Here is a 22,733-nt window from a genome sequence, read left to right as displayed (position 1 = left end):
GAGACCACTTGGCGGGGCTTGATCCAAGACTGAGCCGTTGCTGGCTGATTTAGCATGAATGGTGGATTCTGGTTGACCACAGACACATCCATAGGGCTAGGTTTCCTTGGGCAGTATTGAGGAGGCTTAGCTGCAATTTTAAAGGCTAGCGTCTTTTCCCAAATGTGGACATCAAAGCCCCCTAGTTCCCTATTGTTCTAAAAACGGGCGCCGATACCAATGCGTGCTAAGGGATAGCCTGCACTAGAAAAACTTGCCCCGGCATCAATAATCACCGGTCCGATTTGGTGGGCTATGGCCATCCCAGCTGCACTGTATCCACCGTAGGTTGCAAATCCCACATTAAATGTGGTTTGACCAGAACGTGCCGGCACAATCGGCATGAGTGCTGCTGCCGAGGCAATGCCCGCAAAGGCCTCTCCCCGTAATTGATTGATTTGAGCATCGGTGTAAGCATTCGCTGCTCCCAAGGCCACTGCTCCTATGCCGTCAACATAGGCTTTATTGACAGCATCCGTCGGATTGATGGGGGTGGCCACATTGGTAATTCGGCGTTCTGCTCCTGGGGCGCCCACAGAAACCGTGTTGGGAGCTGTTGTTACAGAGCCAGCGCCAATGGCCACACTGTTGGGATGGATGGCCTGTGCCGATGGGCCAAAGGCAATGGCATTATTGGCACCCGTCGTTGAATTGTTGCCAATGGCAATACTATTAGCACCCCCAGGGTTAGCAGCATTTCCCAAAGCAATGTTACCGCACGTTACTGTTGCGTTAGTGATTGAACAAATTCCTGTAGCAAACAGTTGGTTGATGAGGGCAGAGAGCTGACTGCCATTAATTGCATCCGTACTCGTTGGTGCAATGATGCCAGGCGCAACATTGACAACCTTGCGTTCAGCACCGGGGGCACCAACAGACACAACATTGGCCTGTGTTGTTACAGAGTTTGCCCCAATGGCCACACTGTTGGCATGTTGAACTGTGGCACCTCTACCAATGGCCACACCATCAGTAGCACCACCCACGACTTGGGCAGTCTGACCAATTGCAATACTATCAGCCGGATTTGCAGTACTTTGGTGGCCAATGGCAATACTACGAGCCCCCAGCGCTTGGTTGCCTGAACCCATTGCGGTGCTGTCAAGCCCTTGGGCTCGGTTACCAGAGCCTACGGCAGTGGCGTTTTGTTGAGTAGCAAAGTTCTGTCTGCCCACAGCGGTGGCGTTTGCTTGGGTGGCTTGGTTGCCTGAACCCATTGCGGTGCTGTCAGACCCTTGGGCAGTGTTTGTAAAGCCAACTGCGCTGCTCCGAACTCCTTGGGCTTGGTTACCAGAGCCTACGGCGGTGGCGTCCTGTTGAGTAGCAAAGTTCTGTCTGCCCACAGCGGTGGCGTTTGCTTGGGTGGCTTGGTTGCCTGAACCCATTGCGGTGCTGTCAGACTCTTGGGCAGTGTTTGTAAAGCCAACCGCGCTGCTCCGAACTCCTTGGGCTTGGTTACCAGAGCCTACGGCGGTGGCGTCCTGTTGAGTGGCAAAGTTCTGTCTGCCCACAGCGGTGGCGTTTGCTTGGGTGGCTCGGTTCTGCATCCCCACAGCGGTACTGTTTTCGCCAGGGGTCAGGTAGGTGTTGGTGGTGCCATCATAATTATTCTGCATCCCTACAGCGGTGGCACTTACTGCATTCGCTGAATTCTGCATCCCCACGGCGGTGGCGTTTGCTTGGGTGGCTTGGTTGCCTGAACCCATTGCGGTGCTGTCAAGCCCTTGGGCTTGGTTACCAGAGCCTACGGCGGTGGCGTTTACTGCATTGGCTTGGTTCACAAACCCCACAGCTGTGGTGTTGTCTGCATTGGCTTGGTTCACAAACCCCATTGCGGTGCTATTAGCTCCTTGTGCAGTGTTTGCAAAGCCAACCGCACTGCTCTGAAATCCTTGTGCGGTGTTTGCAAAGCCAACTGCGCTGCTGTCATTTCCCAGAGCTTGGTTCGCAAACCCCATTGCCGTGCTTCTATCTCCTTGTGCGGTGTTTGCAAAGCCAACTGCGCTGCTGTCATTTCCCAGAGCTCGGTTCACAAACCCCACAGCGGTACTGTTGTCGCCAGGGGTCAGGTAGGTGCCATCATAATTATTCTGCATCCCCACGGCGGTGGCATTTACTGCATTCGCTGAATTCTGCATCCCCATTGCGGTGCTATTAGCTCCTTGGGCTTGGTTCGCAAACCCCATTGCGGTGCTATTAGCTCCTTGTGCGGTGTTCACAAACCCCACAGCTGTGGTGTTGTCTGCATTGGCTTGGTTCACAAACCCCATTGCGGTGCTTCTATCTCCTTGGGCTTGGTTTTGCATCCCCACGGCGGTGGCATTTACTGCATTCGCTGAATTCTGCATCCCCATTGCGGTGCTATTAGCTCCTTGGGCTCGGTTCTGCATCCCCACAGCAGTGTTGTTATCACCCTCGGCTCGGTTCTGCATGCCAATGGCGGTGTTGTTACTGCCAGTTGTATTCGTAGTGCCATCAGCAACGTTCTGATAACCGACTGCGGTATTGTTATTGCGAGCTGCATTGGCAAAAGAACCTGATCCACTGGGTGTTCCAGTTGTACCGACTCGATTTTGTGCTCCTAGGGCAGTGTTATTGTTGCCTTCGTCTTCAGTTAGAATAGGCCGTTCAACGCCGATTGTGTTGCTAGAGCCAAAGGCATGATTCTGAGCATTAACTCCGTCAATTTTGTTATTATGACCAACAGCGGTGTTTGTGGTATTTATGTTTGACCCAAGGTTATTGTTGCTACCGATCGCATGATTGGCGACAGTGCCACCATTTACTGTGTTGCTAATACCAACAGCAATAGACCGTTGCAAGGCAGGGAGTAAATTGTTATTTGCGCCACAAATTAGGTTTTCGTTCCCTGCACTGGTAGTAGTGGTGGAATCGAAGAAACCAGTACCACCAAGATTCCCACAGTCTCGAGTTTGAGACAATGCAGGTGTGGTGACCAGAATAATGTGCACTGCTGTGCTAACAACACAAGCCAAAACGGGGTGTAGTCTTTTGTACATGAGGGTAGGCCTCCCAAGGTTAAGGTGTAAATACAACAGTCAAGTGCTTTGTAGAATTTTGCACTTTCCTATGGGCTACTCTTTCCTTAAACCCAAAAAGACACAAGTCCTACAGTCGCTAAAAAAGCGAAGGAAAACCCTGCCTTTTTAGTATCCCCCGTTAGCTCACTATTTAAGTAACCCTAGTCAGACTTCGCTTAATTGTCAAGCTTAGTCAAGCACAATTTAGATTTTTTTCGTTTTTAATCGACCCCATCAGTTCCCGATCGCCCGTTGCAGGCGATCGCGCCATGCCAAGGCAAGGGTGAACTCTGTAAAAGGAATGCGATAACAGTCTCCTGTAAAGGTTTCTAGCACCAGTTGAATTGCTCCTTTAGAATGAGTAGTTTGTGTGTCAATTCGTTGACCGTTACACTCAATCCAAATGTTTTGAATAGTCGATAATTCGCAAGTTTGCAAATGAATAATGCCCTGTTGGGTAGGGTGTCCCCACGTCAAGCGATCGCCCTGCTGACCGAGGACAGCGGCAATGTCATATTTACTGGTTTCAAAATTTTTTGCCCACTGGCGATAGTGTTCCACCTTCCGGTACTCGACCCAGCCCAACCGTGCGAGCACGATAAAAATAGCCAATAGGGGTAACCAGAGCAGACCGTGACTCATCGATTCACCAATAACTGCCGCCGCAATACATCGAGGGCATTCATCGCACTGAGATGCCGCACCCAATCCCGTCCCCGTTGACCACTAAAGCGAAATTCACGGGTCATGACCTCGCCATTGGGCAGTGCCACGCCAATATACACCAGTCCCACTGGCTTACTGAGCGTCGCGCCGCCGGGGCCAGCAATCCCGGTAATACTGACGCCCCAGTCACTGCCTAAACGCGTTTTCACGCCTAAAGCCATCTGGGCAGCCACCACGGCACTCACGGCGCCTTCTTGCTCTAAGTCCTCAGGATTGACCCCCAGTAGAGTTACCTTGACATCATTGGCGTAGGCAATTACGCCCCCCTTAAACGAGAGGGAACTCCCCGGCAAACGGGTTAGCATCTCCCCAAGGCCACCGCCGGTGCAGGACTCTGCCACTGCCACTGTTTGCTGTCGTTCCTGAAGCAGCCGCGCCACTGCACTGGCAAGGGTATCCTCATCCGCACCGTAGCAATCTAGGCCGACAATTTGGCGGATTTCTGCTTCAACGGGTTGAATCAATTGCTGGGCCTCCGCTTCATCTTTGGCACGGACGGTAATGCGGAGGCGGGTTTCCCCATTGCTGGCATAGGGCGCCACCGTGGGATGCTCACGGGCAATTTGGGCAGCCACTTTTTCCGCAAGTACCGATTCAGGGATGCCCCAGAAACGCAGCACACGGCTGTAAATTACCTCTTTTCCCCAGCCCTGGGAGCGCAAAAAGGGCACCGCAGTTTCTTGCCACATCTGCTTCATTTCGGCGGGAACACCGGGAAAGGTGAGAATTGTCAGACCCGTGCGCGGCTGCCAAATCATACCGGGGGCACTGCCAATCGGGTTGGGCAAAATCTGGGCGCCCGCAGGCAGGAGCGCCTGTTTACGGTTACTGGGACTAAAGCCGCCGCGATGGGCATACTTGCGTTCTAGATCGGCAATAATTTCAGGACGTTCTTCGAGGGGCGCTTGAAAGAAATCGGCGATGGTTTCCGTTGTCAGGTCATCGGGCGTGGGGCCAAGGCCACCCGTGAAAATCAATAGGCGGGCGCGATCGCAGGCAATAGCGAGGACTTTTTTGATGCGAGTGGGATTGTCGCCCACCACGGTTTGATAGTAGTGGGGAATCCCCAAGCTTGCCAGTTGCTGGGCCAAAAACTGGGCATTGCTGTTGAGAATTTCCCCCAGCAGCAATTCTGTGCCCACGCAAATAATCTCTGCACTCATTGTTTCAGGCATCTTCGTTGTTGCGCACCCGTTCCCATACATACCAAGCGGCAAAGCCCATCAAAAGGGAGGCGGCCACGGCATAGCCCCATCCCCCCGGCAAACCGGCCAAGGCCAAGGCCAGACTCCCCACCCATAGCGTTAGGCAATAGATAAACAGCACCGTCATCCGCTGGGAAAGACCGGCGTTGAGAAGGCGATGGTGTAGATGTCCCTTATCGGGGGCAAAGGGAGACTGCCCTTTCAGGAGGCGGTTAAAAACAACGGTTGAGGTGTCCACAATAGGCACAGCCAGAATTAATAGGGGCAGCAAAATTGCCACCGCTGTGTAGGCTTTCACAAGGCCAATGACCCCTAGGCCGGCAAGGGTAAAACCCATGAAGTAGGCGCCGCCATCGCCCATGAAAATTTGTGCCGGATTGAAGTTATAGCGTAGAAACCCCAAGGCACCTCCTGCCAAGGCAGCTGCCAATAGTCCTGCCTCCGGCTCCCCCATCAGCATACAGACAAACAGCATCGCTGAGGCAGCAATACCCGACACTCCCGCTGCCAGACCATCCACACCATCAATGAAGTTAATGGCATTGGCAATCCCCACTAGCCACACTGTGGTCAAGGGCAAACTGAGCCAGCCGAGGTCAACAGTTCCCACCAAAGGCACTGTGATAATGCGAATTTTGACCCCCACCGCCCAGACAATACCCGCCACCAGAAATTGCAGGACAAGGCGTAGGAGCGCCGGCAAGGTCAACAGATCATCTGAGAGGCCAATCAGGAAAAAGGCCACCCCGCCAAGGGTGACCCCCCAAATCTCATATTCTGCTGGCTGAGGTAGGACGCCAAATCCTCCCGCATTCCAAACAATCAGCAGCGCCACCAGATTGCCTAAAAAGATCGATACCCCCCCTAAACGCACCATGGGACGAGTGTGAATCTTACGGGCATTGGGGCGATCGACAAACCCTGCCTTCTGGCCAAAGTCATTGACAATGGGGGTGACCAACAGAACAACGGCAATGGCAGCAAGGAAGGCAATCAGGTGGTACAGCATCTGTTCAGGGCATTGGCAGCAGGATTCCCTCTCAGGCTAGCACTGGTTGCGGCAATTGCAAGTGGGGATAGAGGGGAAATTGAGTACAGAGGGCAGCCACCCGCTCGCGGCAGCGGTTTTTAATCACCTCATCCTCGGGGGCATGCAGGCGATCGCTAATAATTTCGGCGATTTCCGTAAACTCAGCCTCAGTGAAGCCACGGGTTGTCAACGCTGGGGTTCCTAACCGCAGACCACTGGTGACAAAGGGGGAGGCAGGGTCAAAGGGAATCGTATTTTTATTGGTGGTGATATTGATTTCCCCCATCAGGCGATCGGCCTCTTTGCCCGTTAGATTTACCGATCGCAGGTCAATCAGCATCAAGTGGTTATCGGTGCCCCCAGAGACAAGGCGCAGTTGTCGCGCTTGCAGCCCCGCAGCGAGGGCTTGGGCATTGCGGATCACTTGGCCAGAATAGGCTTTGAACTCGGGCTTAAGGGCTTCACCAAAGGCCACCGCCTTAGCGGCAATAACGTGCTCCAACGGCCCCCCTTGGGTACCGGGAAAGACGGCTTTATCGAACTTTTTGCCCAACTCTTCATCACGGGTAAGAATCAGGCCGCCGCGAGGGCCGCGCAGGGTTTTATGGGTGGTGGTGGTGACCACATCGCAAAGGGGCACAGGATTGGGATGGTGACCTGTGGCAACCAAACCGGCAATGTGGGCAATATCGGCCATGAGGTAGGCCCCCACTTCATCGGCAATTTGGCGAAACTCGGCAAAGGGAATGACGCGCGGATAGGCGGAATAGCCGCAGATGATCAGCTTAGGACGGTGCTGCCGCGCCAAATCCCGCACTTGATCCATATCGAGGCGTTCTGTTTCAGGATGGACACCGTAGTGAACGACGTTAAACCATTTACCAGAAACGTTGACGGGGGAACCGTGGGTGAGATGGCCACCGTGGGACAAATCCATCCCCATAATCGTGTCGCCGGGATTGAGCAGTGCCAAAAAGACGGCAAAATTGGCTTGGGCGCCGGAGTGGGGTTGCACATTGGCGTGGGCGGCGGCAAAGAGTTCCTTGGCGCGATCGATGGCCAGTTGCTCTACTTCATCCACAAATTCGCAGCCACCGTAGTAGCGTTTACCGGGCAATCCCTCGGCATATTTGTTGGTGAGAACTGTGCCTTGAGCGGCCATCACCGCAGGAGAAGTAAAGTTTTCGCTGGCAATCAGTTCAAGGTGTTGCTGCTGCCGCTGGACTTCCCGCTGTACCATTTCAGCGACCAAGGGATCCGTTTGCGCAAGCCAATCAATATAGGTCATTTTATTGTCAATGGAGGGAGATGAACTGCCTTACTATCTTATCGCGGATCGCTGCCTGAGCCTTGGTTAGTTGCTCAGTTGCACGTTCCAGAGGCGGGAGGTTTCGAGGCGATCCAGCCACGTTTCGTAGAATGCCCGATTGGCGGCTTGCTCTTGGGGGTCAGTGGTCGTCCAAGGATAGGGGGCAAGGGCAGTGATTGCCGCTGTGGTGACGCAAAACATTGATTTTTGGAAGGTTTGGCAAATTTTCACGCGCAGATCGTCTTCCCCTCGGCCTTGGCGACGATAGAACTCTAAAAGATAGGGAGGGAGATAGTGGCGCATATCCTGCATGAGCAGTGTGGGAGGAATACCAGCCGCACCCGTGGGAATGGGATCCGCAAACAGGGCACCATAACCAAACTCGCTTTGATCGCGGGAAATTTGTTGCGCTTGGGCATTGAAGGAAATGAGGCCAAAGAAGGGGGTACCCCGCAGGAACACCGCTTCGACATAGGGAATGGCGGTGTCGGCTAAAAAGGTAAGACCAGCGCTAGCCGGTAGAATATCGTAAGTTTGGCCGTGAATGGTAACGCTGTAGGTAATGGGGCGATCGGCAGCCGCAATCAGTCCCGCGCGAATATGATCTACGACATCGGGAATGCTGCGAATCTCACCCGCATCGTAGCGATCGCTCAAGGTGAGAAAGATGGGATACATCACCGTCCAAAACTGCCCCAAGCCACTGTAGTAGCAGAGCATCCGCACCGTTTCCAGCAAAAACTCTGGAAAAAGCTGGTTCACGAATTGCATCAGGGGATTGCCCCGCAGTTTAGCGGCGATCGCCTTGGCCGCCAATTGCCGAAATTCTGCCGAATCAAGGAAGGCATCAAGACCGCCGCCCCCATGCCACATCATGGCACGCATACAGTATTCGGCGTATTCGTAGTTAATGCGGTCGTGCCACCAGTGGCGCAGCAGCTTGGGAATGGTAATCTCACCGTTGAAGTATTTGAAAAAGGGAAAGAGCACCAGAAACTGCCGCTCACTAATGTCGCAGAGATTTTCCGCGTAGGCCTTGAGCACCACCCCATAGCTTTTGAGGATGCCCACCACTTCCATCACATGGGTTGGCGTATCCGGTAACAGGGCTTGACCATTCAGCAACCGCTCTAGGATGGCGGTACGCAGTTCTTGATGCAGGGAGGTTGGAGCAGCAGTAATCAGGGTCATGGTACGGGCAGCGTAGCAACAGCAGTGGTGAGAAGGCTAACGGTGGTTTCACTCCAATGGATCAGCCAGTTGGGAATAATCCCTAAGATCAAGATTAGCGTGGCTAATAGGAGGCTCGGCAGGCGATCGCCCCACGCCACGGGCGGCAAATCCGTCAATTCATTGGGCAAACGACCAAAAAAGACGCGGTTCACCAGCAAGAGAAAATACACTGCTGTTAAGCCCGTCCCCACCATACACAGGAGTGTTTGCACTGGGAAGGTGAGGAAACTACTGCGGAAGATCAGGAACTCCGCCACAAAGCCCACCATGCCGGGGATACCGCCACTGGCCATGACACCGACAATCATCAGGCTACCAATCAGGGGCAACCCCCGCTCAGGGTTCAGCAATCCCCGCAGTACCTCAATGTTGCGGCTGCCGGTTTTTTCATAGACAACCCCCACCAGTAAAAAGAGGAGGGCGGAAATTAACCCGTGGCTCATCATTTGGGCAATAGCCGCCAAAATACTCAAGGGAGTGGCAGTGGCAGTGGCCAAGAGAACAAACCCCATGTGCCCAATGGAACTGTAGGCCACCATTTTTTTCATATCCGTTTGGGCGATCGCCATTAGGGAACCGTAGAGGACACTGACTACCGCCCAAGTGGCCAACCCCGGCGCCAAAACTTGCCATGCCTGCGGAAATAACTGCACGCCAAAGCGCACTAGCCCATAGGTACCCAATTTCAGGAGTACCCCCGCCAGCAGCACAGAAATCGGCGTGGAGGCTTCAACGTGGGCATCAGGTAGCCACGTATGGAAGGGCACGAGGGGAATCTTGATGCCAAAGCCCACCAAAATCAGCCCCAACAGAACCAGCTGTGAACTCAGGGGTAAGAGGGTGGATAACTGGGGGTCAAAGTCAAAGGAGGGGGCATGGGCTAACCACACCAGTCCCAGAAAGCCAGCCAAGAGCAGCACCCCAGAAATGGCTGTGTAAATTAAAAACTTGGTGGCGGCATAACTGCGCCGTGCCCCACCCCAAATCGCAATCAGAAGGTAGAGGGGAATCAACTCCAATTCATAGAAGAGGAAAAAGAGCAGCAAATTATCGGCCAAAAAAGCGCCACTGACACCCGCATTCAACAGCAGTACCAGCGGGTAATACAACCGCGGACGGGGCAGATTGACAGAAGTGGCCAAGAGGGCAATCAGCGTCAGGAAGTTATTTAAGACCAATAGCGGCAGCGACAGGCCATCCACGCTCAGGCGATAGCTCAAGCCCAGTGGCTCCAACCAAGGAATCACCTCGGTTAATTGCGGTGCTGCATTGGCGGGGTCAAATAGACGGGCGATCGCGAGACTGACGACAAGGGCGATCGCCATCACGACAGCGGCTAAACTGCGGTAGGTGCGTCCCAGACTTTCAGCGGGTAACAGGCTGAGGGCAAGGGCACCGAGTAAGGGCACCCAGAGAAGGAAACTTAACAGCGGCATTACAGTAGTAGCCATGCGATCGCCCCCCCAAGAATCGCCACACCAATGAACACCAGCAGCAAATAGGCTTGGGATTGACCACTGGCACTGTACTTGAGCAACTCACCCCCCACAAGGGATGCCACACCCGTTGTATTCACAATGCGATCGACAATGTGGCGATCCACCCAAGCGCTCAACTGCGAGAGCGATCGCACTGCCCAGACCACGGTATAGCGATAGAGTTCCTCAATGTAAAGATCGTAGGCTAACAGATCCTGCACAAAGCGCAAGGGCACCTTGATCGGACGTGTCCACTGGCGTTTGAGGGTGACAAAGCCGCCAAGGAGAATTCCAGTGAATCCCGACACCACAAGCAGAACCACAATCCACCAATCAATCGTTGTCGGTAACAACTGCACTCGCTGCAAAATGAAGGGCACCAGCAAGTTCAAAATACTCAGGGTGACCATTGGCACTGCTAGCGGCCAAGGCACTTCGGGGGCGCGGCGGGTTTTGGGTTGGGCAGACCCCAAGAAGACCAAGCGAAAGACACGGGTGAGGTTGACAGCCGTTAGGGTATTAACCAGCAAAATCAGCCCCACCAAGCCAAGCTGGGTTTGCCAGTAATAGTCAATGCCGCGATAAAACGACCAAAAGGCACCCAAGGGCAGACAGCCAATTAGGGATAGACCGCCGATCACAAAGGCTGAACTTGTGGCTGGCATCCGTCCGCCTAAGCCCCCCAATTCCGTCAAATCCTGACAGTTAGTGGTCATAATCACACTGCCAATACTCATAAACAGCAGTGCCTTGGCGATCGCGTGGGTGAGCAAGACAAACAGGGCAAAATCTGTCCAGTTGGTGCCGACGCCAATAAACACCAACCCCAGATAGGCGCTTGTCGAGTGGGACAGTGCCCGTTTAATGTCAATCTGGGCAATGGAAACAAGGGATTCACTGATGGCAGTCACCGCCCCAATCAGGATCAGCGCAATGTTTGCCCCCGGGCAGGCCACCAGAATCGGCTGTAGCTTAATGAGAATATAGGCACCCGCCGCCACCACCACTGAGTTGCGCATAATCGAAGCGGGGTTGGGCCCTTCCATCGCTTCATCGAGCCACAGGTGCAAAGGCACTTGAGCACATTTACCCGTGGGACCTGCAATCAAGGCTAAGCCCAGTAAAAAGCCCCAACCGTCTGGTAAATTGGCGTCTTCTGCCCATTGGTAGAGATCGGGAAAATCATAACTCCCCGCAAGGCTGCCGACAGCGACTACCCCCATGAGGAGTAAGATATCCCCCACCCGTTTGGTGAGAAAGGCATCCCGTGCTGCTTTGACCACAAGGGGCTGAGCATACCAGAAGCCAATCAGCAAATAGGTCGAGAGGGTCAGCATCTCCAACAGACCATAGCTGAGGAGCAACGAGTTACTGATCGCAATGCCACTGAGGGCCGCCTCAAAAAAGCCCATCAAGGCAAAGAAGCGTGCCATGCCCCAGTCCTTTTCGAGATAACCTAGGGCAAAAATCTGCGCCAAGATGCTCAGACCCGTCACCAACTCCATAGCCCCCGTGGTGACACTGTTGATGAGCAATGAAAACGAGAGATCGAGTCCCGGTGCCTGTAGCCAATGCCAAACAATCGTTGCGGTGGCGCCACTGCGAGTTTGTTGCAATAGGAAAAAGCCATGCACAAAAGCAACAATCGTCATCAGCAGATTGAAATAGGCTGCGGGTCGAGGCCCGGTGCGCCGCACAACACCGGTGGCCCAAGGCAACGTCAGGGCTGCACCCACTAAGCCATAACAGGGTACCCACCAACTGGTTTCTAACAGTGAATTTGGCATGGCAAAAATGAACCTTGGCGGTTGAGGACGTTTGCAATACTGCTCTCTTCGTGTATTTTACAGGCTGGGGTTCCGCAGCAGTTTTGAGCCAAATCAATCATGGGGCAAGGATTCACTCTAGGGAAGGTTGAGCAATGGGGGCGATCGCCCTTCCTCGCTATTGTCCTAGCGGTAACATTTTTTGCCGCCCCACCCGCCCCAGCTCAAACGATTAGCCAGCGGGGAATGGTGACAGCAGCTCAACTCGCAGCAGCAAACGTAGGAAGAGATATCCTCAAGGCAGGGGGCAATGCCGTGGATGCAGCCGTGGCAACCGCATTCATGATCGCCGTCGTTGAACCCTATGCCGCTGGGATTGGTGGCGGTGGCTTTGTCCTTGTGTATCACGCCCAATCTCAAACCCTGCGTGCCCTTGATTTTCGGGAGCGTGCCCCCCTGCAAGCGACACCAACGATGTATCTCAACGCGAAGGGAGAGGTGATTCCCCGCGCCAGTTTGGATGGGGTCTTGGCCGCAGGCACCCCCGGCACCGTTGCTGGCTTAGCCGCTTTGCACCAGCACTATGGTCAACTGCCTTGGTCGCAGGTGGTGGCACCCGCCATTCAGGCTGCCCAACAGGGGTTTGCGGTTACCCCACGTTATCAGCAGTGGGCAACGATGCGCCAAGCCGTTCTGCAGCACGATGCTACCGCCGCGCGCATTTTCCTCAGGGATGGCCAAGTTCCCCCCTTGGGCACGGTGATTCAACAGCCGGAGCTAGCAAAAACCTTGGGGGCGATCGCCCGTGATCCCCGCAGCTTTTATGAGGGTTGGATTGCCAGAGCGATTGCCGAGTTTATGGCACAGCAAGGGGGCAAGATCACCCTAGAGGATTTACGAACCTATACCCCCGTTTGGCGAGAGCCAATTTGTGGCACCTATCGTGCGTTTCAGATCTGTTCGATGCCACCCCCCTCTGCTGGTGGTGTGGCCCTTGTGCAAATGCTCAACCTCTGGCAACTGTTGCCCCCTGCTTCTACCCCCAGCGATCGCGGTCACTACCTAGCCAGCATCATGCAAATTGCCTACGCCGATCGCGCCCGTTACCTCGGGGACAGTGACTTTGTGCCGGTGCCGGTCACGGCCCTCACCCATCCTCGCTATGCCCAACAGCGGGTCACTGAAATTCTTCCCCGTCGTGCCCGTCCCCAACGTGCTGTGAGTGCCGCAACCCCAATTCAACTTGCAGAGTCAGACAACACCAGTCACCTGAATGTTGTCGATGCCCAAAGAAATGCTGTTAGCCTAACCTTTACGATCAATGGTCCCTTTGGGGCGGGTGTGGTGGTGCCGCAAACGGGGATTCTCCTCAACAATGAAATGGATGATTTTGCCATTGCCCCCAATCAACCCAACCTCTTTGGTGTGGTTGGTATTCAATCAGAAAACGCCCCCCTTGCCAATGGCATCGAACCCGGCAAGCGTCCCCTTTCGAGCATGAGTCCAACAATTGTCCTCAAGGATAATCGCCCCAATATGGTTTTAGGCTCCCCCGGCGGCAGTCGCATTATTACCACCGTGCTGCAACTGTTTCTGAACGTCGTTGATTTAGGGCAGGATGCCGCCACCGCCGTTGCCCGTCCCCGCATTCATCAGCAGTGGGCACCGGATACCCTCTTTGTCGAGCCAACGATTCCAAGTTCTTGGATTCAAGCGTGGCAACAGTGGGGCTATCGGGTAGAACAAAGCCGCCCTTGGGGAAATGCCAGCTTAATTCGCGTTTTGGATCAGGGACAATTGGAAGGGGCAGCCGATCCGCGGGGGGAAGGTGCTGCCATGGGTTGGTAGAGGAGAAATATGGCACAGGTGAGTATGGCTGCCTTAGTCGCCGCAGTGCGAGCGGGCAATTGGTTGATTAGTTTTCCCACCGATACGGTGCCCGCCTTGGCCAGTCGGTGCGATCGCGGGGAATTGATCTATGCTGCCAAGGAGCGCCAACCGTCTAAACCCTTGATCCTCATGGGCGCCAATCCTGAGCAACTCTGGCCCTTTGTGCGCGGTAGTGCTGCTGAATGGGAGCAGTGGTCTGCTATGGCGGCGCGTTATTGGCCGGGAGCCGTGACCTTGGTGTTGCCCGCTGCTGAACTTCCTGCGGGTTTGAACCCCCTAGGTACAGGCACGATTGGCTTGCGGGTTCCCGATTGGCCGCCTGCCCAAGCCCTCCTCGAGCAAACAGGACCATTGGCCACCACCAGTATTAACCGTTCAGGTCAGCCGCCACTCATTGAATGGGGGGCGATCGCCCGTGAGTTTCCCCAAGTGCTGACGCTCCACCCGTGGCAGTTACCCCCTACCCCCCCAGAACCTTCAACCGTCGTGCAATGGCAATCGGGGGAATGGCACGTCCTGCGCCAAGGGCGAGTGCAGATGAAAACACCCTAATACTGGGAATCAATTTCCCCAGAGGCGACCCGTTCGAGGAGTTCCTGTAAAATTTTTTCCTCTTCTTCGGAAATTTGGCCATCGGAAAGCACTGCGTCAATAATTTGGCCATGCTCTTCGAGGGTAAGAATTTTATCTTCTAGGGCTTTTTCCACTAGAGCTTTAATTTGGGCTGTATCCATACTGCGACTCCACGTCGTCACTGCCAGTATAGCCTTGATGCCATGAGTATGCTTCAGAACGCTGAAGTTTTTTACTTCGTGGCAGGAAAGTCGGGATCAAAGAGTTGCCCCAGTGTATAGGGGCAGGTTTCAGGGAGATCTGAGTAGTCCAAGGGGGTTTCACGCACCACTAAATCTTTGCCAGATTCATAGGCCTCAGCAATCGCCTGGGGTAAGTAGGGTTCTAGGCTGGGGTTTTGATGGATCAGTCTCTGCACAGCTCGCCGTTGTTCGCGAATGGCTGCTCGCCAGCTTTTACTGCGTTTTTGTGGCTGATAGTCCCACTTCAGGAGATGTCCAATGAGAATCCCGAGGCGATTTTCTAGCTCCCGACGCTCCTGCCGTCCCAAGGCTTCGATTTCCTCTACTAGGTGGGCAATATCAAGATGGCCAAAGTCGCCTGCCTTGAGCAACTTCGCCTGCTCTAGGGTCCAGGCATAAAAGTCCGTGTCATACAGAGGAGAGGTCATGGCCTTTGATGGTGAACTATTCCGTGGGATACAAATCTCGCGGGAAGTCTGGGTCGAGCAATTGTTCTAGGGTATAGGGACAGGTTGGGGGTAAATCTGGATAGTCTAGGGGCGTTTCCAAGCACACTAAGTCTAGTCCTGCCAAATAGGCTTTGGCGATCGCCTTCGTTAGATAAGACTGAAGGCTAGGATTTTCCTCCAATAAATCCTTAATCTCGCGTCGTTGCATCTGAATCGTGACTCGCCAACTTTTACTGCGTCTTTCTGGCTGGTACTCCCACTTCAGCAAATGCCCAATCAAAACACCGAGGCGGTTTTTTAGTTCTTGCCGCTGCTGCCGTGCCAAGGCTTCGATTTCCTCTACTAGGTGGGCAATATCAAGATGGCCAAAGTCGCCTCCCTTGAGCAACTTCGCCTGCTCTAGGGTCCAAGCATAAAAGTCGCTTTCATAAAGATTGCTTTGCATGATTTTTGATGAGCTGATCCCCTCAAGCTGCATTTTAGATAATGTACGCATTTTAGATAATGTACGCTGCAAAAAATTGCCCCAAGCTGGGACTGGCACTCACCAGTGTATGAAAGATACGACTCCCGGCTTCCTGCCCCGGCTGAATGGGAAACATTCTCTGCCACGGTTCTGGCGGGTCTAACCATTGCCAGTGGGCACCAGCGGCATGGACAATTGGCCAAGCGGGGGCAACATCCCAAATGCGAGGTGTGCGCTCCACAGCACCGAGCGTATAACCCGCAGCAACGGTCAGCAAGTTGTAACTGGCGGATCCCAACATGCGAATTTTGCAGGGGAAGGAGCGCTTGAGCACATCAGTACTGCGGGCACAAAGACTAAAAAACGTCTGCAACGTTGGCTCACTGACCTTGACGCGAATGGGTTTCTCATTCAAATAGGCACCGTTGGCATGGTCAGGGGCTTGATAGAAGCCATAAAACGTCTGCTGCAAGCCGGGAACGTGCACATAGCCAAATACGGGTGTGCCTTGGTAGAGCAGACTGAGGGCAATACACCAAATGGGCAGACCATGACTATAGTTAGTCGTGCCATCAATCGGATCAATGATCCAACACCACTGTTCACCACCGTAGGTATGGTTGCCCTCTTCACTCAGGCAGCCATGGTGGGGAAAGCGCTCTTGCAGCATCGCGGTGATTTTCTGATCGGCCCAAAGGTCGGCGCGGGTAACAAGGCTGCCATCGGCTTTGCGATCGCTGGGGGATTGCCCTGCCCACTCCAGCAAACGGGGGGCAACCACCTGTTGAATCTGTTGACAGGTTTGCAGCACCTCAGACCAAAACCCTGAGTTCATTGGCTGTCTCCCACCGCGATACAATGAGCACGTCTGATCCTATACCCACTGGTCAATATCCGTCCCGACTCCCCATGGCACAAACACTGGTCGTCAAAATTGGCACATCGAGCTTAACGGGGGGTAAAGAAGGAAATCTAGCCTTGGCCACCATTGCCCAACTGGTGGAGGTCTTGTGTCACTGTCAACGGCGGGGCGATCGCGTGGTACTCGTCTCCTCTGGGGCGGTGGGCGTGGGTGCTGTGCGCTTGGGCTTAACAGAGCGTCCCCAACAATTAGCCCAAAAACAAGCAGTGGCAGCAGTGGGGCAGGGACACCTAATGCGCATGTACGATGATCTTTTTTCAGTCCTGCGCCAGCCGATTGCCCAAATCCTCGTGACGCGGCAAAATTTTGTCGATCGCCAGAGCTACCTGAATATCTACAACACGTTCCAAGCGCTGTTTGAACTGGGCGTCATCCCCATTGTCAATGAAAACGATACGGTGGCGGTGGATGAACTCAAGTTTGGCGACAATGATACTCTCTCAGCCCTTGTGGCGAGCCTTGTGGAAGCCGATTGGTTATTTTTGCTCACGGATGTCGATCGCCTCTACTCAGCGGACCCGCGCATTGATAAAACAGCCGTTCCCATTGAGCGGGTGGTCTCCTTAGCCGAGTTAGCCCAAACGATTCAAATTGGTGCTGCTGGCTCCCCTTGGGGCACCGGGGGCATGGCCACCAAAATTCGGGCTGCCGAGATTGCCACCGAAGCCGGCGTACGCACTGTCATTACCGATGGGCGATCGCCCACCAACCTGCTAAAAATTCTTGCGGGTGAGCCCTTGGGCACCCACTTTGAACCCCGTCCCAAAACCATCAATGCCCGCAAACGCTGGATTGCCCGTGCCCTCATTCCCAAAGGCGAGTTGTGGCTCGATGAGGGTGCCGTTAAGGCCATTACTGTGGGTGGCAAGTCCCTCTTAGCAGCAGGCATCACCCGTGTTGCAGGGGAGTTTCAAGCCCAAGATGCTGTTAAGCTCTGTGACCCCGCAGGCACTGAAATTGCCCGTGGCCTTGTCAACTACAACAGTGAAGAAATCCGGCGTGTGCAGGGGCAACAGTCCAGCGAACTAGCCAAGATCCTCGGCTATGCCGCTGCCGATACGATTGTCCACCGCGACAACTTGGTGGTGACCCTGTAACCGTGCTTTATCGCCCCAAAAAGAACGATCGGTAGCAAGTGCGGTAAAATTACTCACTAACTGTGACGGTTTATGCAGCGATTGGGGGTAGGTTTTGCATCTGGCATAGTCACACCAAGGAGGGCGTATCCCTCTAGGACAGTACCTGATGGGCGAAAGGACACGTATGGTTCAATTCCACATCCAACCAGATAGCGAAATTCCTGCTTCAACTCAGCTCTTTAACCAAATTAGTTTTGCGATCGCTGCACGGCAATTTCCGCCGGGGTATCGCTTGCCCAGTACGCGGCAGCTCGCCATGCAAACTGGATTGCACCGCAACACGATCAGCAAAGTTTACGAACGCCTTGAAGCTGCTGGTTTAGTCGTGCCCCAAGTGGGGTCGGGCATCTATGTGCGTGCCCTCGGCCAAGAGGAAACCCGTCCTCGCCAACGCCGACCCGCTGTTGTGCCTGTACACCGCATTGTTCAAGAAAGTGTCGATACCCTCCTCGAAATGGGCTATTCCCTGAGTCAAATTCGCGAGTTATTCCTTGCCGAGATTGATGCCCGCCAGAAAGCCGGAGTGAGGGTTTTGGTGACGGTGCCCCGCCACGATCAAGGGGCTGGCGAACTGATTGTTCAGGAACTGCAACAACTGCTGCCAATTCCCGTCGAGCTGATTTTTCTTGAAGACTTAGAAACCGTCCTTGATGGCGATACCTCTGCAACTGTCGTTACCGTGCGCTATTTTGCCAGCATGACGGAAGCGATTACCCGCGATAAGGACGTGCGAGTATTTTTCATCGACATCTACAACTACCAGCGGGAACTGGAAGTGGTGCGACAATTGCCAAAAGGCTCCTGCTTGGGGTTGGTGAGCCTGAGTTCCGGTACCCTCGGTGTGGCCGAGGTGATGATCCACAGTTTGCGAGGGGATGAGCTACTCTTGGTGACGGCTCAAGCCAACGATAGCTATAAGCTCAATGCCTTGGTGCACCGTGCCCACACGATCATTAGCGATCGCGCCAGTGGGGAACGGGTCAAAGCAGCTATTGCGGCGGCCCGTCATGAGTTGATTCGCATCCCCCGTCTCATTTGCTGCGAAAGCTACATTGATCCACAGTCGGTTGAGCTGCTGAAACGGGAAATTGGTCTGACGGAGGATCTCCCCCTCGAAGCTAAAGCCTCTTGACTCAGGGATTGAGGTCATTCAGGCTATGGGACAATTGCACGGTGATGGCTTGATTTTTTGCTTGATTGTGCATTGCATCCAGTTGTAGGTTCGTAAGATAACCTAAGCCAGCGGCTAGACCACAGTACAGGATGCCGACGGCACTGAGTTTTGGCCAATGCAAGCTCATAAAACGCCACATGAGTTAACTCCTCATTGACAGAACCACACCACATAAGTCAAGACCCCTGCTGCCAGCCCAAAACCCAGCCCTCTTCACAGGGATGGAACACAGTTAAAACGGTGAAAGTCTCTATAGGAGAGAAGCCCCCTTTGTGTCCCCCATGTTTTAGAACAGAGCTGTACCTAGGAAATCTCTGGAGAACTTCCTAAGCAAGGGAACGCGGTTTGCGAGTAGGGGTCACACCTAAAAAGTTATTTCCAATTTTACTGATTGCGCTAAGAACCGTACTCAGCGTGTTACAGTTATTAAATTTTATGAAATATGCAGCAAAGTCCTGAATTTGTAAGGACTTGAGAAAGATTAAAGAAGTCTTCTAAAATCATCTAGAAAATGTTAATTATTTTTTTATTTTGGCTCAGCCAGCAAGCGTGGATACCCTGCCTTCGGTACGCATTGTGCTCGTTGAACCCCAAGGGGAGATCAATGTCGGCAGCATTGCCCGTGTGATGAAAAATATGGGGTTACAGCAGTTGTGGATTGTCAGTCCCCGCTGTGATCCCAAGGGAGAGCTAGCCCGTCGCTGGGCGGTTCATGCAGAGGATGTGCTCCAGCAAGCCAGAATGACGGACTCCCTCGCAACGGCACTGGCGGATTGTCAGCGGGTCTTTGCCACGGTGGGGCGAGATGTGGCGGATTTGGCGTTACCTCTGTGGACACCGCGTCAGGCGGCACCGCAACTGTTGGCTGTCCCGCAGTCGGCACTGGTCTTTGGTCGCGAGGATCGGGGACTCACGAATGCAGAATTGGAGTGTGCCCATGGTTTGGTGCAGATTCCTACGGCTAATGCTTATCCATCTTTGAATCTGGCGCAAGCTGTTGCCGTATGCTGCTATGAGTTGTGGTTGACGGCCTGCGACAGTGCGGGAACTTTTCCCCAAGGGTCTGCCGTCCCCTTTGAGCGGTTGCAGGGGTTTTATGACCATTTAGAGGAGGTGCTGCTCCAGATTGGTTTTTTGTATCCCCATACCGCTGCTAGTCGTATGGCCAAGGTGCGATCGCTCCTCGGGCGTGCCTACCCCACGGATGCCGAAGTGGCGCTGTTGCGGGGCATGGTTCGTCAGGTGGAGTGGGCGATTCAGCACGCAGCCACGATTGCTTCGGACACCTTCCCTCTACAGTAAATGGCATGGTTGCTCAGTCGCGTTCAATGGTTTCGTCCTCTACGCTTTCCTCACTGTCTCATCCGTCACCGCTTCCTAGCCCAACGCCTCCCCGTCCCAATTTGTTCTTAATGACTTTTCGCTTTGGCGTCAGTGTGGTTGCCCTTGCCACCATAGTCGGCACACTGCTGTCGGTGTTGCAGCCTGAAAAACTGTCCCTAGAGACCACGGCCAGTCAGGCGATCGCTCCTGAAACACCAACCCCCAACTTGCCCCCAGAACGTCCCCTCCCCACTCTGCAACAGCAAATTCAACAACTGGTGAGCCGTCAACCCAATCTGACGGCGGGGCTGTACTTTTTTAACCTCGACTCCGGGGCATCTCTGAATGTAGGCGGCGATGCGGTCTTTCCAGCGGCCTCTACGATTAAATTTCCCATCCTTGTTGCCTTTTTCAAGGCGGTGGATGAGGGACGAGTCACGCTCCATGAACGCCTCACCATGCGTCCGGATCTGATTGCCCCTGAGGCCGGTACGCTGCAGTATCAAAAGCCCAATTCCCAGTATCCTGCCCTTGAGGTGGCCGATTTAATGATTACCATTAGCGACAACACGGCAACGAATATGATTATTGATCGCCTTGGGGGCGCAGCCGTGCTCAACCAACAGTTTCAGGAATGGGGCTTAGAAAATACAGTGATCAACAATCTGCTACCGGATATGAAGGGCACCAACACCACTAGCCCCCGCGACTTGGCAACGCTGATGCTGAAAATTGGTCAGGGGGAAATTGTCTCCCCCCGTAGTCGCGATCGCCTGCTGGACATTATGCGGCGCACGGTCACTAATACCCTCTTGCCCGCTGGCCTTGGCAAAGGGGCTACGATTGCCCACAAAACTGGCGATATTGGTATTGTGGTGGGAGATGCGGGCATGGTGGATATGCCCAATGGCCAACGCTATGTGGCAGCAATGATGGTGAAACGCCCCTACAATGATCCCCGAGGTAGTGAACTCATTCGCCAAGTCTCGCGCATGGCCTACCAAGCCTTCGAGAAACTTCCCCCTTCTCAGCCCTAGATGTCGCAGCCACTCCTGACCTTAGAGAATGTGTGCCGCTACTTTGGCGGCCTCAAGGCGGTTGATTGCGTGTCCTTTAGCGTGGCAACGGGGGAGATTTTTGGCATTATTGGCCCCAATGGCGCTGGTAAAACCACCCTTTTTAACCTGCTGACGGGGTTAATTCCTCTCACCTCAGGAGAAATTCAGTTTCAGCAGCAGCCCCTGCACCTGCTTAAGCCCCACCAGATTGCTGGGTTGGGCATTGCTCGCACCTTTCAAAATATTCGCCTCTTTCCAGAGATGAGTGTTTGGGAGAATGTGCGCATGGGACAGCATCTCCATGCCTCTGCCGGTTTTTGGGCAAACCTCTGGGGAGCAGCGCCCGTACGGTATGTTCAGGAGCGCTTGGAAAACCGCGCCAAGGAACTCCTCTACTGGGTGAATCTCTATGAGCGGCGCCACGAGCGGGCAGGCAACTTACCCTATGGTGAACAACGCCGCCTTGAACTGGCGCGTGCCTTGGCACTGCAACCCCGCCTGCTCTTGTTAGATGAACCGGCTGCGGGTATGAACCCCAAGGAAAAGCAAGACCTCTGTGAGTTAATTCGCCGCCTCAAGGAGACCTTTGACCTGACGGTGATTCTCATTGAGCACCATGTGCCCTTGGTGATGAGTTTGTGCGATCGCTTGGCAGTATTGGACTTTGGTCAACTCATTGCTTTAGGGGATCCCCTGACGGTTAAAAATGATCCCAAGGTGATTGAGGCATACCTCGGCGGTGATGTTTAAGGCGACGGATTCCTATTTCCAAGGACGAACAGCCATTCTTGCCACCAAGCATGGCAAAGAGCAGGCGATCGCCCCGGTGCTGGCGCGTCTAGGGGTAACGGTGGTTGTGGCCTCGGATTTTGATAGCGATCGCTTTGGGACGTTTAGCCGTGAAATTCCCCGCTGTGGCACCCAAGAGGAGGCAGCTCTCGCCAAGGCAGAAGCGGTGCTGACACAAACGGAGGCAGACTTAGTGGTTGCCAGTGAGGGGAGCTTTGGCCCTCATCCGCAATTTCCGATGCTTCCGAGCGATCGCGAACTCATCCTGCTTGTGGATCGCCGCCATGACCTTGTCTTGCGGGGGGAGGTGCTCTCCCTAGAAACCAACTTTAACCATGCCACCGTGAGTCATCTTGAAGAGGCCTTGGCCTTTGGCGCACGGGTGGGCTTTCCATCCCATGGTTTGATTGCAATGGCGCAGGCGGATCCTCTACCCAATACGCCAATTTTCAAAGGGATTCAAAGCGAGGAACAGTTGCAAAGGGCGATCGCCACCTTGGAAACCGATTGCCCCACCATTCACCTTGAAACCGATATGCGGGCCCACATGAACCCGACGCGCATGCAGGTGATTGCTCAAGCGGCTGCTGACCTCGTTCAAGCAATGGCTCAGGGCTGTCCTCAGTGTGGTTGGCCGGGGTTTGTGGCTCGTGAGAAACTGCCGGGGCTACCCTGTGAACGGTGTGGCGCACCCACCAGCGCCATCAAAGCCAGCCGTTACCGCTGTCAACGCTGTTTGCACCAACTCACAGTGCCAGTTCCTGAAGCCGTTGCCGATCCCAGTCAATGCTACTTCTGCAACCCCTAGGCAAGGACAAAGACTTGGTATAATCCCTTGTACAGCCCTCGGCACCGATTAAGCCATCCTATCGTCTGCATTC

General features: G+C 54.1%; 21 protein-coding genes and 1 pseudogene. 8 read left to right on the top strand and 14 right to left on the bottom strand.

Annotated features, from left to right (window positions below; all coding sequences use genetic code 11):
* Positions 1 to 197: 197 nt before the first annotated feature.
* From RHJ02_RS08095 to RHJ02_RS08055, 9 genes and pseudogenes are all read right to left on the bottom strand, one after another.
* Entirely contained in the window at positions 198 to 1,871 is a 1,674-nt protein-coding gene (locus tag RHJ02_RS08095) for a YadA-like family protein (RefSeq protein WP_310800109.1), read from the bottom strand.
* A gap of 27 nt (positions 1,872 to 1,898) precedes the next feature.
* Positions 1,899 to 2,387: pseudogene (locus RHJ02_RS13140) on the bottom strand (hypothetical protein); the annotation flags it as partial.
* A gap of 927 nt (positions 2,388 to 3,314) precedes the next feature.
* The gene (locus RHJ02_RS08085; RefSeq protein WP_302678013.1) at positions 3,315 to 3,722 is read right to left on the bottom strand and encodes a hypothetical protein; all 408 of its coding nucleotides are present in this window, start codon (positions 3,720 to 3,722) and stop codon (positions 3,315 to 3,317) included.
* Positions 3,719 to 4,969 (bottom strand): competence/damage-inducible protein A, encoded by a 1,251-nt coding sequence (locus RHJ02_RS08080; protein ID WP_206199731.1) that lies wholly within the window; start codon positions 4,967 to 4,969, stop codon positions 3,719 to 3,721. Before RHJ02_RS08080 ends, RHJ02_RS08085 begins: the two co-directional genes overlap by 4 nt.
* Before the next feature lie 4 nt (positions 4,970 to 4,973).
* Complete coding sequence (locus RHJ02_RS08075; RefSeq protein WP_310453656.1) at positions 4,974 to 6,020, bottom strand: MraY family glycosyltransferase; 1,047 nt, start codon at positions 6,018 to 6,020, stop codon at positions 4,974 to 4,976.
* 31 nt (positions 6,021 to 6,051) lie between these two features.
* Positions 6,052 to 7,329 carry a serine hydroxymethyltransferase gene (glyA, locus tag RHJ02_RS08070; RefSeq protein WP_206199729.1) on the bottom strand — a complete coding sequence of 426 codons (1,278 nt, stop codon included), beginning with the start codon at positions 7,327 to 7,329 and terminating at the stop codon, positions 6,052 to 6,054.
* 66 nt (positions 7,330 to 7,395) lie between these two features.
* Positions 7,396 to 8,541 carry a CO2 hydration protein gene (locus RHJ02_RS08065; RefSeq protein WP_302676194.1) on the bottom strand — a complete coding sequence of 382 codons (1,146 nt, stop codon included), beginning with the start codon at positions 8,539 to 8,541 and terminating at the stop codon, positions 7,396 to 7,398.
* Positions 8,538 to 10,034 carry an NADH-quinone oxidoreductase subunit M gene (locus tag RHJ02_RS08060; RefSeq protein ID WP_225901535.1) on the bottom strand — a complete coding sequence of 499 codons (1,497 nt, stop codon included), beginning with the start codon at positions 10,032 to 10,034 and terminating at the stop codon, positions 8,538 to 8,540. Before RHJ02_RS08060 ends, RHJ02_RS08065 begins: the two co-directional genes overlap by 4 nt.
* Positions 10,019 to 11,848 carry an NAD(P)H-quinone oxidoreductase subunit F gene (locus RHJ02_RS08055; protein ID WP_302678010.1) on the bottom strand — a complete coding sequence of 610 codons (1,830 nt, stop codon included), beginning with the start codon at positions 11,846 to 11,848 and terminating at the stop codon, positions 10,019 to 10,021. The genes RHJ02_RS08060 and RHJ02_RS08055 overlap by 16 nt, the downstream gene beginning before the upstream one ends.
* Positions 11,849 to 11,947: 99 nt before the next feature.
* On the opposite strand from RHJ02_RS08055, the gene ggt reads away from it, so the two are divergent.
* Together ggt and RHJ02_RS08045 are read left to right on the top strand one after the other, a co-directional pair.
* Entirely contained in the window at positions 11,948 to 13,675 is a 1,728-nt protein-coding gene (ggt, locus tag RHJ02_RS08050; protein WP_310742873.1) for a gamma-glutamyltransferase, read from the top strand.
* A gap of 9 nt (positions 13,676 to 13,684) precedes the next feature.
* Complete coding sequence (locus RHJ02_RS08045) at positions 13,685 to 14,269, top strand: L-threonylcarbamoyladenylate synthase (protein WP_206199725.1); 585 nt, start codon at positions 13,685 to 13,687, stop codon at positions 14,267 to 14,269.
* Here RHJ02_RS08045 and RHJ02_RS08040 read toward each other — a convergent pair.
* From RHJ02_RS08040 to RHJ02_RS08025, 4 genes are all read right to left on the bottom strand, one after another.
* Positions 14,266 to 14,451, bottom strand: coding sequence for a hypothetical protein (locus RHJ02_RS08040; RefSeq protein ID WP_011057956.1), 186 nt, complete (start codon positions 14,449 to 14,451; stop codon positions 14,266 to 14,268). The two genes, RHJ02_RS08045 and RHJ02_RS08040, sit on opposite strands and share 4 nt — an antisense overlap.
* Before the next feature lie 71 nt (positions 14,452 to 14,522).
* Positions 14,523 to 14,960, bottom strand: coding sequence for a DUF29 domain-containing protein (locus RHJ02_RS08035; protein WP_206199724.1), 438 nt, complete (start codon positions 14,958 to 14,960; stop codon positions 14,523 to 14,525).
* 16 nt (positions 14,961 to 14,976) lie between these two features.
* Positions 14,977 to 15,426, bottom strand: a complete 450-nt coding sequence (locus RHJ02_RS08030; protein WP_310800107.1) for a DUF29 domain-containing protein — start codon at positions 15,424 to 15,426, stop codon at positions 14,977 to 14,979.
* 52 nt (positions 15,427 to 15,478) lie between these two features.
* Positions 15,479 to 16,282: an inositol monophosphatase family protein gene (locus RHJ02_RS08025; RefSeq protein WP_206199722.1), complete on the bottom strand. Its 804-nt coding sequence runs from the start codon at positions 16,280 to 16,282 to the stop codon at positions 15,479 to 15,481.
* 74 nt (positions 16,283 to 16,356) lie between these two features.
* Here RHJ02_RS08025 and proB point away from each other — a divergent pair, with 74 nt between their 5' ends.
* Both proB and RHJ02_RS08015 read left to right on the top strand, forming a co-directional pair.
* Positions 16,357 to 17,466 carry a glutamate 5-kinase gene (gene proB, locus RHJ02_RS08020; protein WP_206199721.1) on the top strand — a complete coding sequence of 370 codons (1,110 nt, stop codon included), beginning with the start codon at positions 16,357 to 16,359 and terminating at the stop codon, positions 17,464 to 17,466.
* 166 nt (positions 17,467 to 17,632) lie between these two features.
* Positions 17,633 to 18,640, top strand: coding sequence for a GntR family transcriptional regulator (locus RHJ02_RS08015; RefSeq protein ID WP_190278210.1), 1,008 nt, complete (start codon positions 17,633 to 17,635; stop codon positions 18,638 to 18,640).
* A gap of 1 nt (position 18,641) precedes the next feature.
* Here the strand turns inward: RHJ02_RS08015 and RHJ02_RS08010 are convergent, their stop codons facing one another.
* On the bottom strand, positions 18,642 to 18,821 hold the full coding sequence (locus RHJ02_RS08010) for a hypothetical protein (RefSeq protein ID WP_206199720.1): 180 nt from the start codon (positions 18,819 to 18,821) through the stop codon (positions 18,642 to 18,644).
* A gap of 410 nt (positions 18,822 to 19,231) precedes the next feature.
* Between RHJ02_RS08010 and RHJ02_RS08005 the strand changes: the two genes are divergently transcribed.
* The 4 genes from RHJ02_RS08005 (at position 19,232) to RHJ02_RS07990 (ending at position 22,660) form a co-directional block, all read left to right on the top strand.
* Complete coding sequence (locus tag RHJ02_RS08005; protein WP_310800106.1) at positions 19,232 to 19,984, top strand: RNA methyltransferase; 753 nt, start codon at positions 19,232 to 19,234, stop codon at positions 19,982 to 19,984.
* Positions 19,985 to 20,094: 110 nt separating this feature from the next.
* Positions 20,095 to 21,042 (top strand): serine hydrolase, encoded by a 948-nt coding sequence (locus tag RHJ02_RS08000; protein ID WP_225901534.1) that lies wholly within the window; start codon positions 20,095 to 20,097, stop codon positions 21,040 to 21,042.
* Positions 21,043 to 21,813 carry an ABC transporter ATP-binding protein gene (locus RHJ02_RS07995; protein WP_206199717.1) on the top strand — a complete coding sequence of 257 codons (771 nt, stop codon included), beginning with the start codon at positions 21,043 to 21,045 and terminating at the stop codon, positions 21,811 to 21,813.
* Positions 21,806 to 22,660: a DUF6671 family protein gene (locus RHJ02_RS07990; RefSeq protein ID WP_310800105.1), complete on the top strand. Its 855-nt coding sequence runs from the start codon at positions 21,806 to 21,808 to the stop codon at positions 22,658 to 22,660. The genes RHJ02_RS07995 and RHJ02_RS07990 overlap by 8 nt, the downstream gene beginning before the upstream one ends.
* The last annotated feature ends 73 nt before the right edge of the window (positions 22,661 to 22,733 follow it).

It is taken from the genome of Thermosynechococcus sp. TG215 (assembly GCF_031583455.1).
Classification (GTDB): domain Bacteria; phylum Cyanobacteriota; class Cyanobacteriia; order Thermosynechococcales; family Thermosynechococcaceae; genus Thermosynechococcus.
The sequence above is the reverse complement of the archived record's forward strand: the minus strand, read 5'-3'. Positions and strand labels throughout refer to the sequence as shown.

Bases quoted from the DNA above. Each gene is read 5' to 3' on its own strand.
- RHJ02_RS08010 (WP_206199720.1), bottom strand. From the start codon at position 18,821: ATGTGGCGTTTTATGAGCTTGCATTGGCCAAAACTCAGTGCCGTCGGC.
- glyA (WP_206199729.1), bottom strand. From the start codon at position 7,329: ATGACCTATATTGATTGGCTTGCGCAAACGGATCCCTTGGTCGCTGAA.
- RHJ02_RS08065 (WP_302676194.1), bottom strand. From the start codon at position 8,541: ATGACCCTGATTACTGCTGCTCCAACCTCCCTGCATCAAGAACTGCGT.
- RHJ02_RS08040 (WP_011057956.1), bottom strand. From the start codon at position 14,451: ATGGATACAGCCCAAATTAAAGCTCTAGTGGAAAAAGCCCTAGAAGAT.
- RHJ02_RS08075 (WP_310453656.1), bottom strand. From the start codon at position 6,020: ATGCTGTACCACCTGATTGCCTTCCTTGCTGCCATTGCCGTTGTTCTG.
- ggt (WP_310742873.1), top strand. From the start codon at position 11,948: ATGGGGCAAGGATTCACTCTAGGGAAGGTTGAGCAATGGGGGCGATCG.
- RHJ02_RS08045 (WP_206199725.1), top strand. From the start codon at position 13,685: ATGGCACAGGTGAGTATGGCTGCCTTAGTCGCCGCAGTGCGAGCGGGC.
- RHJ02_RS07990 (WP_310800105.1), top strand. From the start codon at position 21,806: ATGTTTAAGGCGACGGATTCCTATTTCCAAGGACGAACAGCCATTCTT.
- proB (WP_206199721.1), top strand. From the start codon at position 16,357: ATGGCACAAACACTGGTCGTCAAAATTGGCACATCGAGCTTAACGGGG.
- RHJ02_RS08080 (WP_206199731.1), bottom strand. From the start codon at position 4,969: ATGAGTGCAGAGATTATTTGCGTGGGCACAGAATTGCTGCTGGGGGAA.
- RHJ02_RS08000 (WP_225901534.1), top strand. From the start codon at position 20,095: ATGACTTTTCGCTTTGGCGTCAGTGTGGTTGCCCTTGCCACCATAGTC.
- RHJ02_RS08060 (WP_225901535.1), bottom strand. From the start codon at position 10,034: ATGGCTACTACTGTAATGCCGCTGTTAAGTTTCCTTCTCTGGGTGCCC.
- RHJ02_RS08085 (WP_302678013.1), bottom strand. From the start codon at position 3,722: ATGAGTCACGGTCTGCTCTGGTTACCCCTATTGGCTATTTTTATCGTG.
- RHJ02_RS08030 (WP_310800107.1), bottom strand. From the start codon at position 15,426: ATGCAAAGCAATCTTTATGAAAGCGACTTTTATGCTTGGACCCTAGAG.
- RHJ02_RS08015 (WP_190278210.1), top strand. From the start codon at position 17,633: ATGGTTCAATTCCACATCCAACCAGATAGCGAAATTCCTGCTTCAACT.
- RHJ02_RS08025 (WP_206199722.1), bottom strand. From the start codon at position 16,282: ATGAACTCAGGGTTTTGGTCTGAGGTGCTGCAAACCTGTCAACAGATT.
- RHJ02_RS08095 (WP_310800109.1), bottom strand. From the start codon at position 1,871: ATGGGGTTTGTGAACCAAGCCAATGCAGACAACACCACAGCTGTGGGG.
- RHJ02_RS08055 (WP_302678010.1), bottom strand. From the start codon at position 11,848: ATGCCAAATTCACTGTTAGAAACCAGTTGGTGGGTACCCTGTTATGGC.
- RHJ02_RS07995 (WP_206199717.1), top strand. From the start codon at position 21,043: ATGTCGCAGCCACTCCTGACCTTAGAGAATGTGTGCCGCTACTTTGGC.
- RHJ02_RS08035 (WP_206199724.1), bottom strand. From the start codon at position 14,960: ATGACCTCTCCTCTGTATGACACGGACTTTTATGCCTGGACCCTAGAG.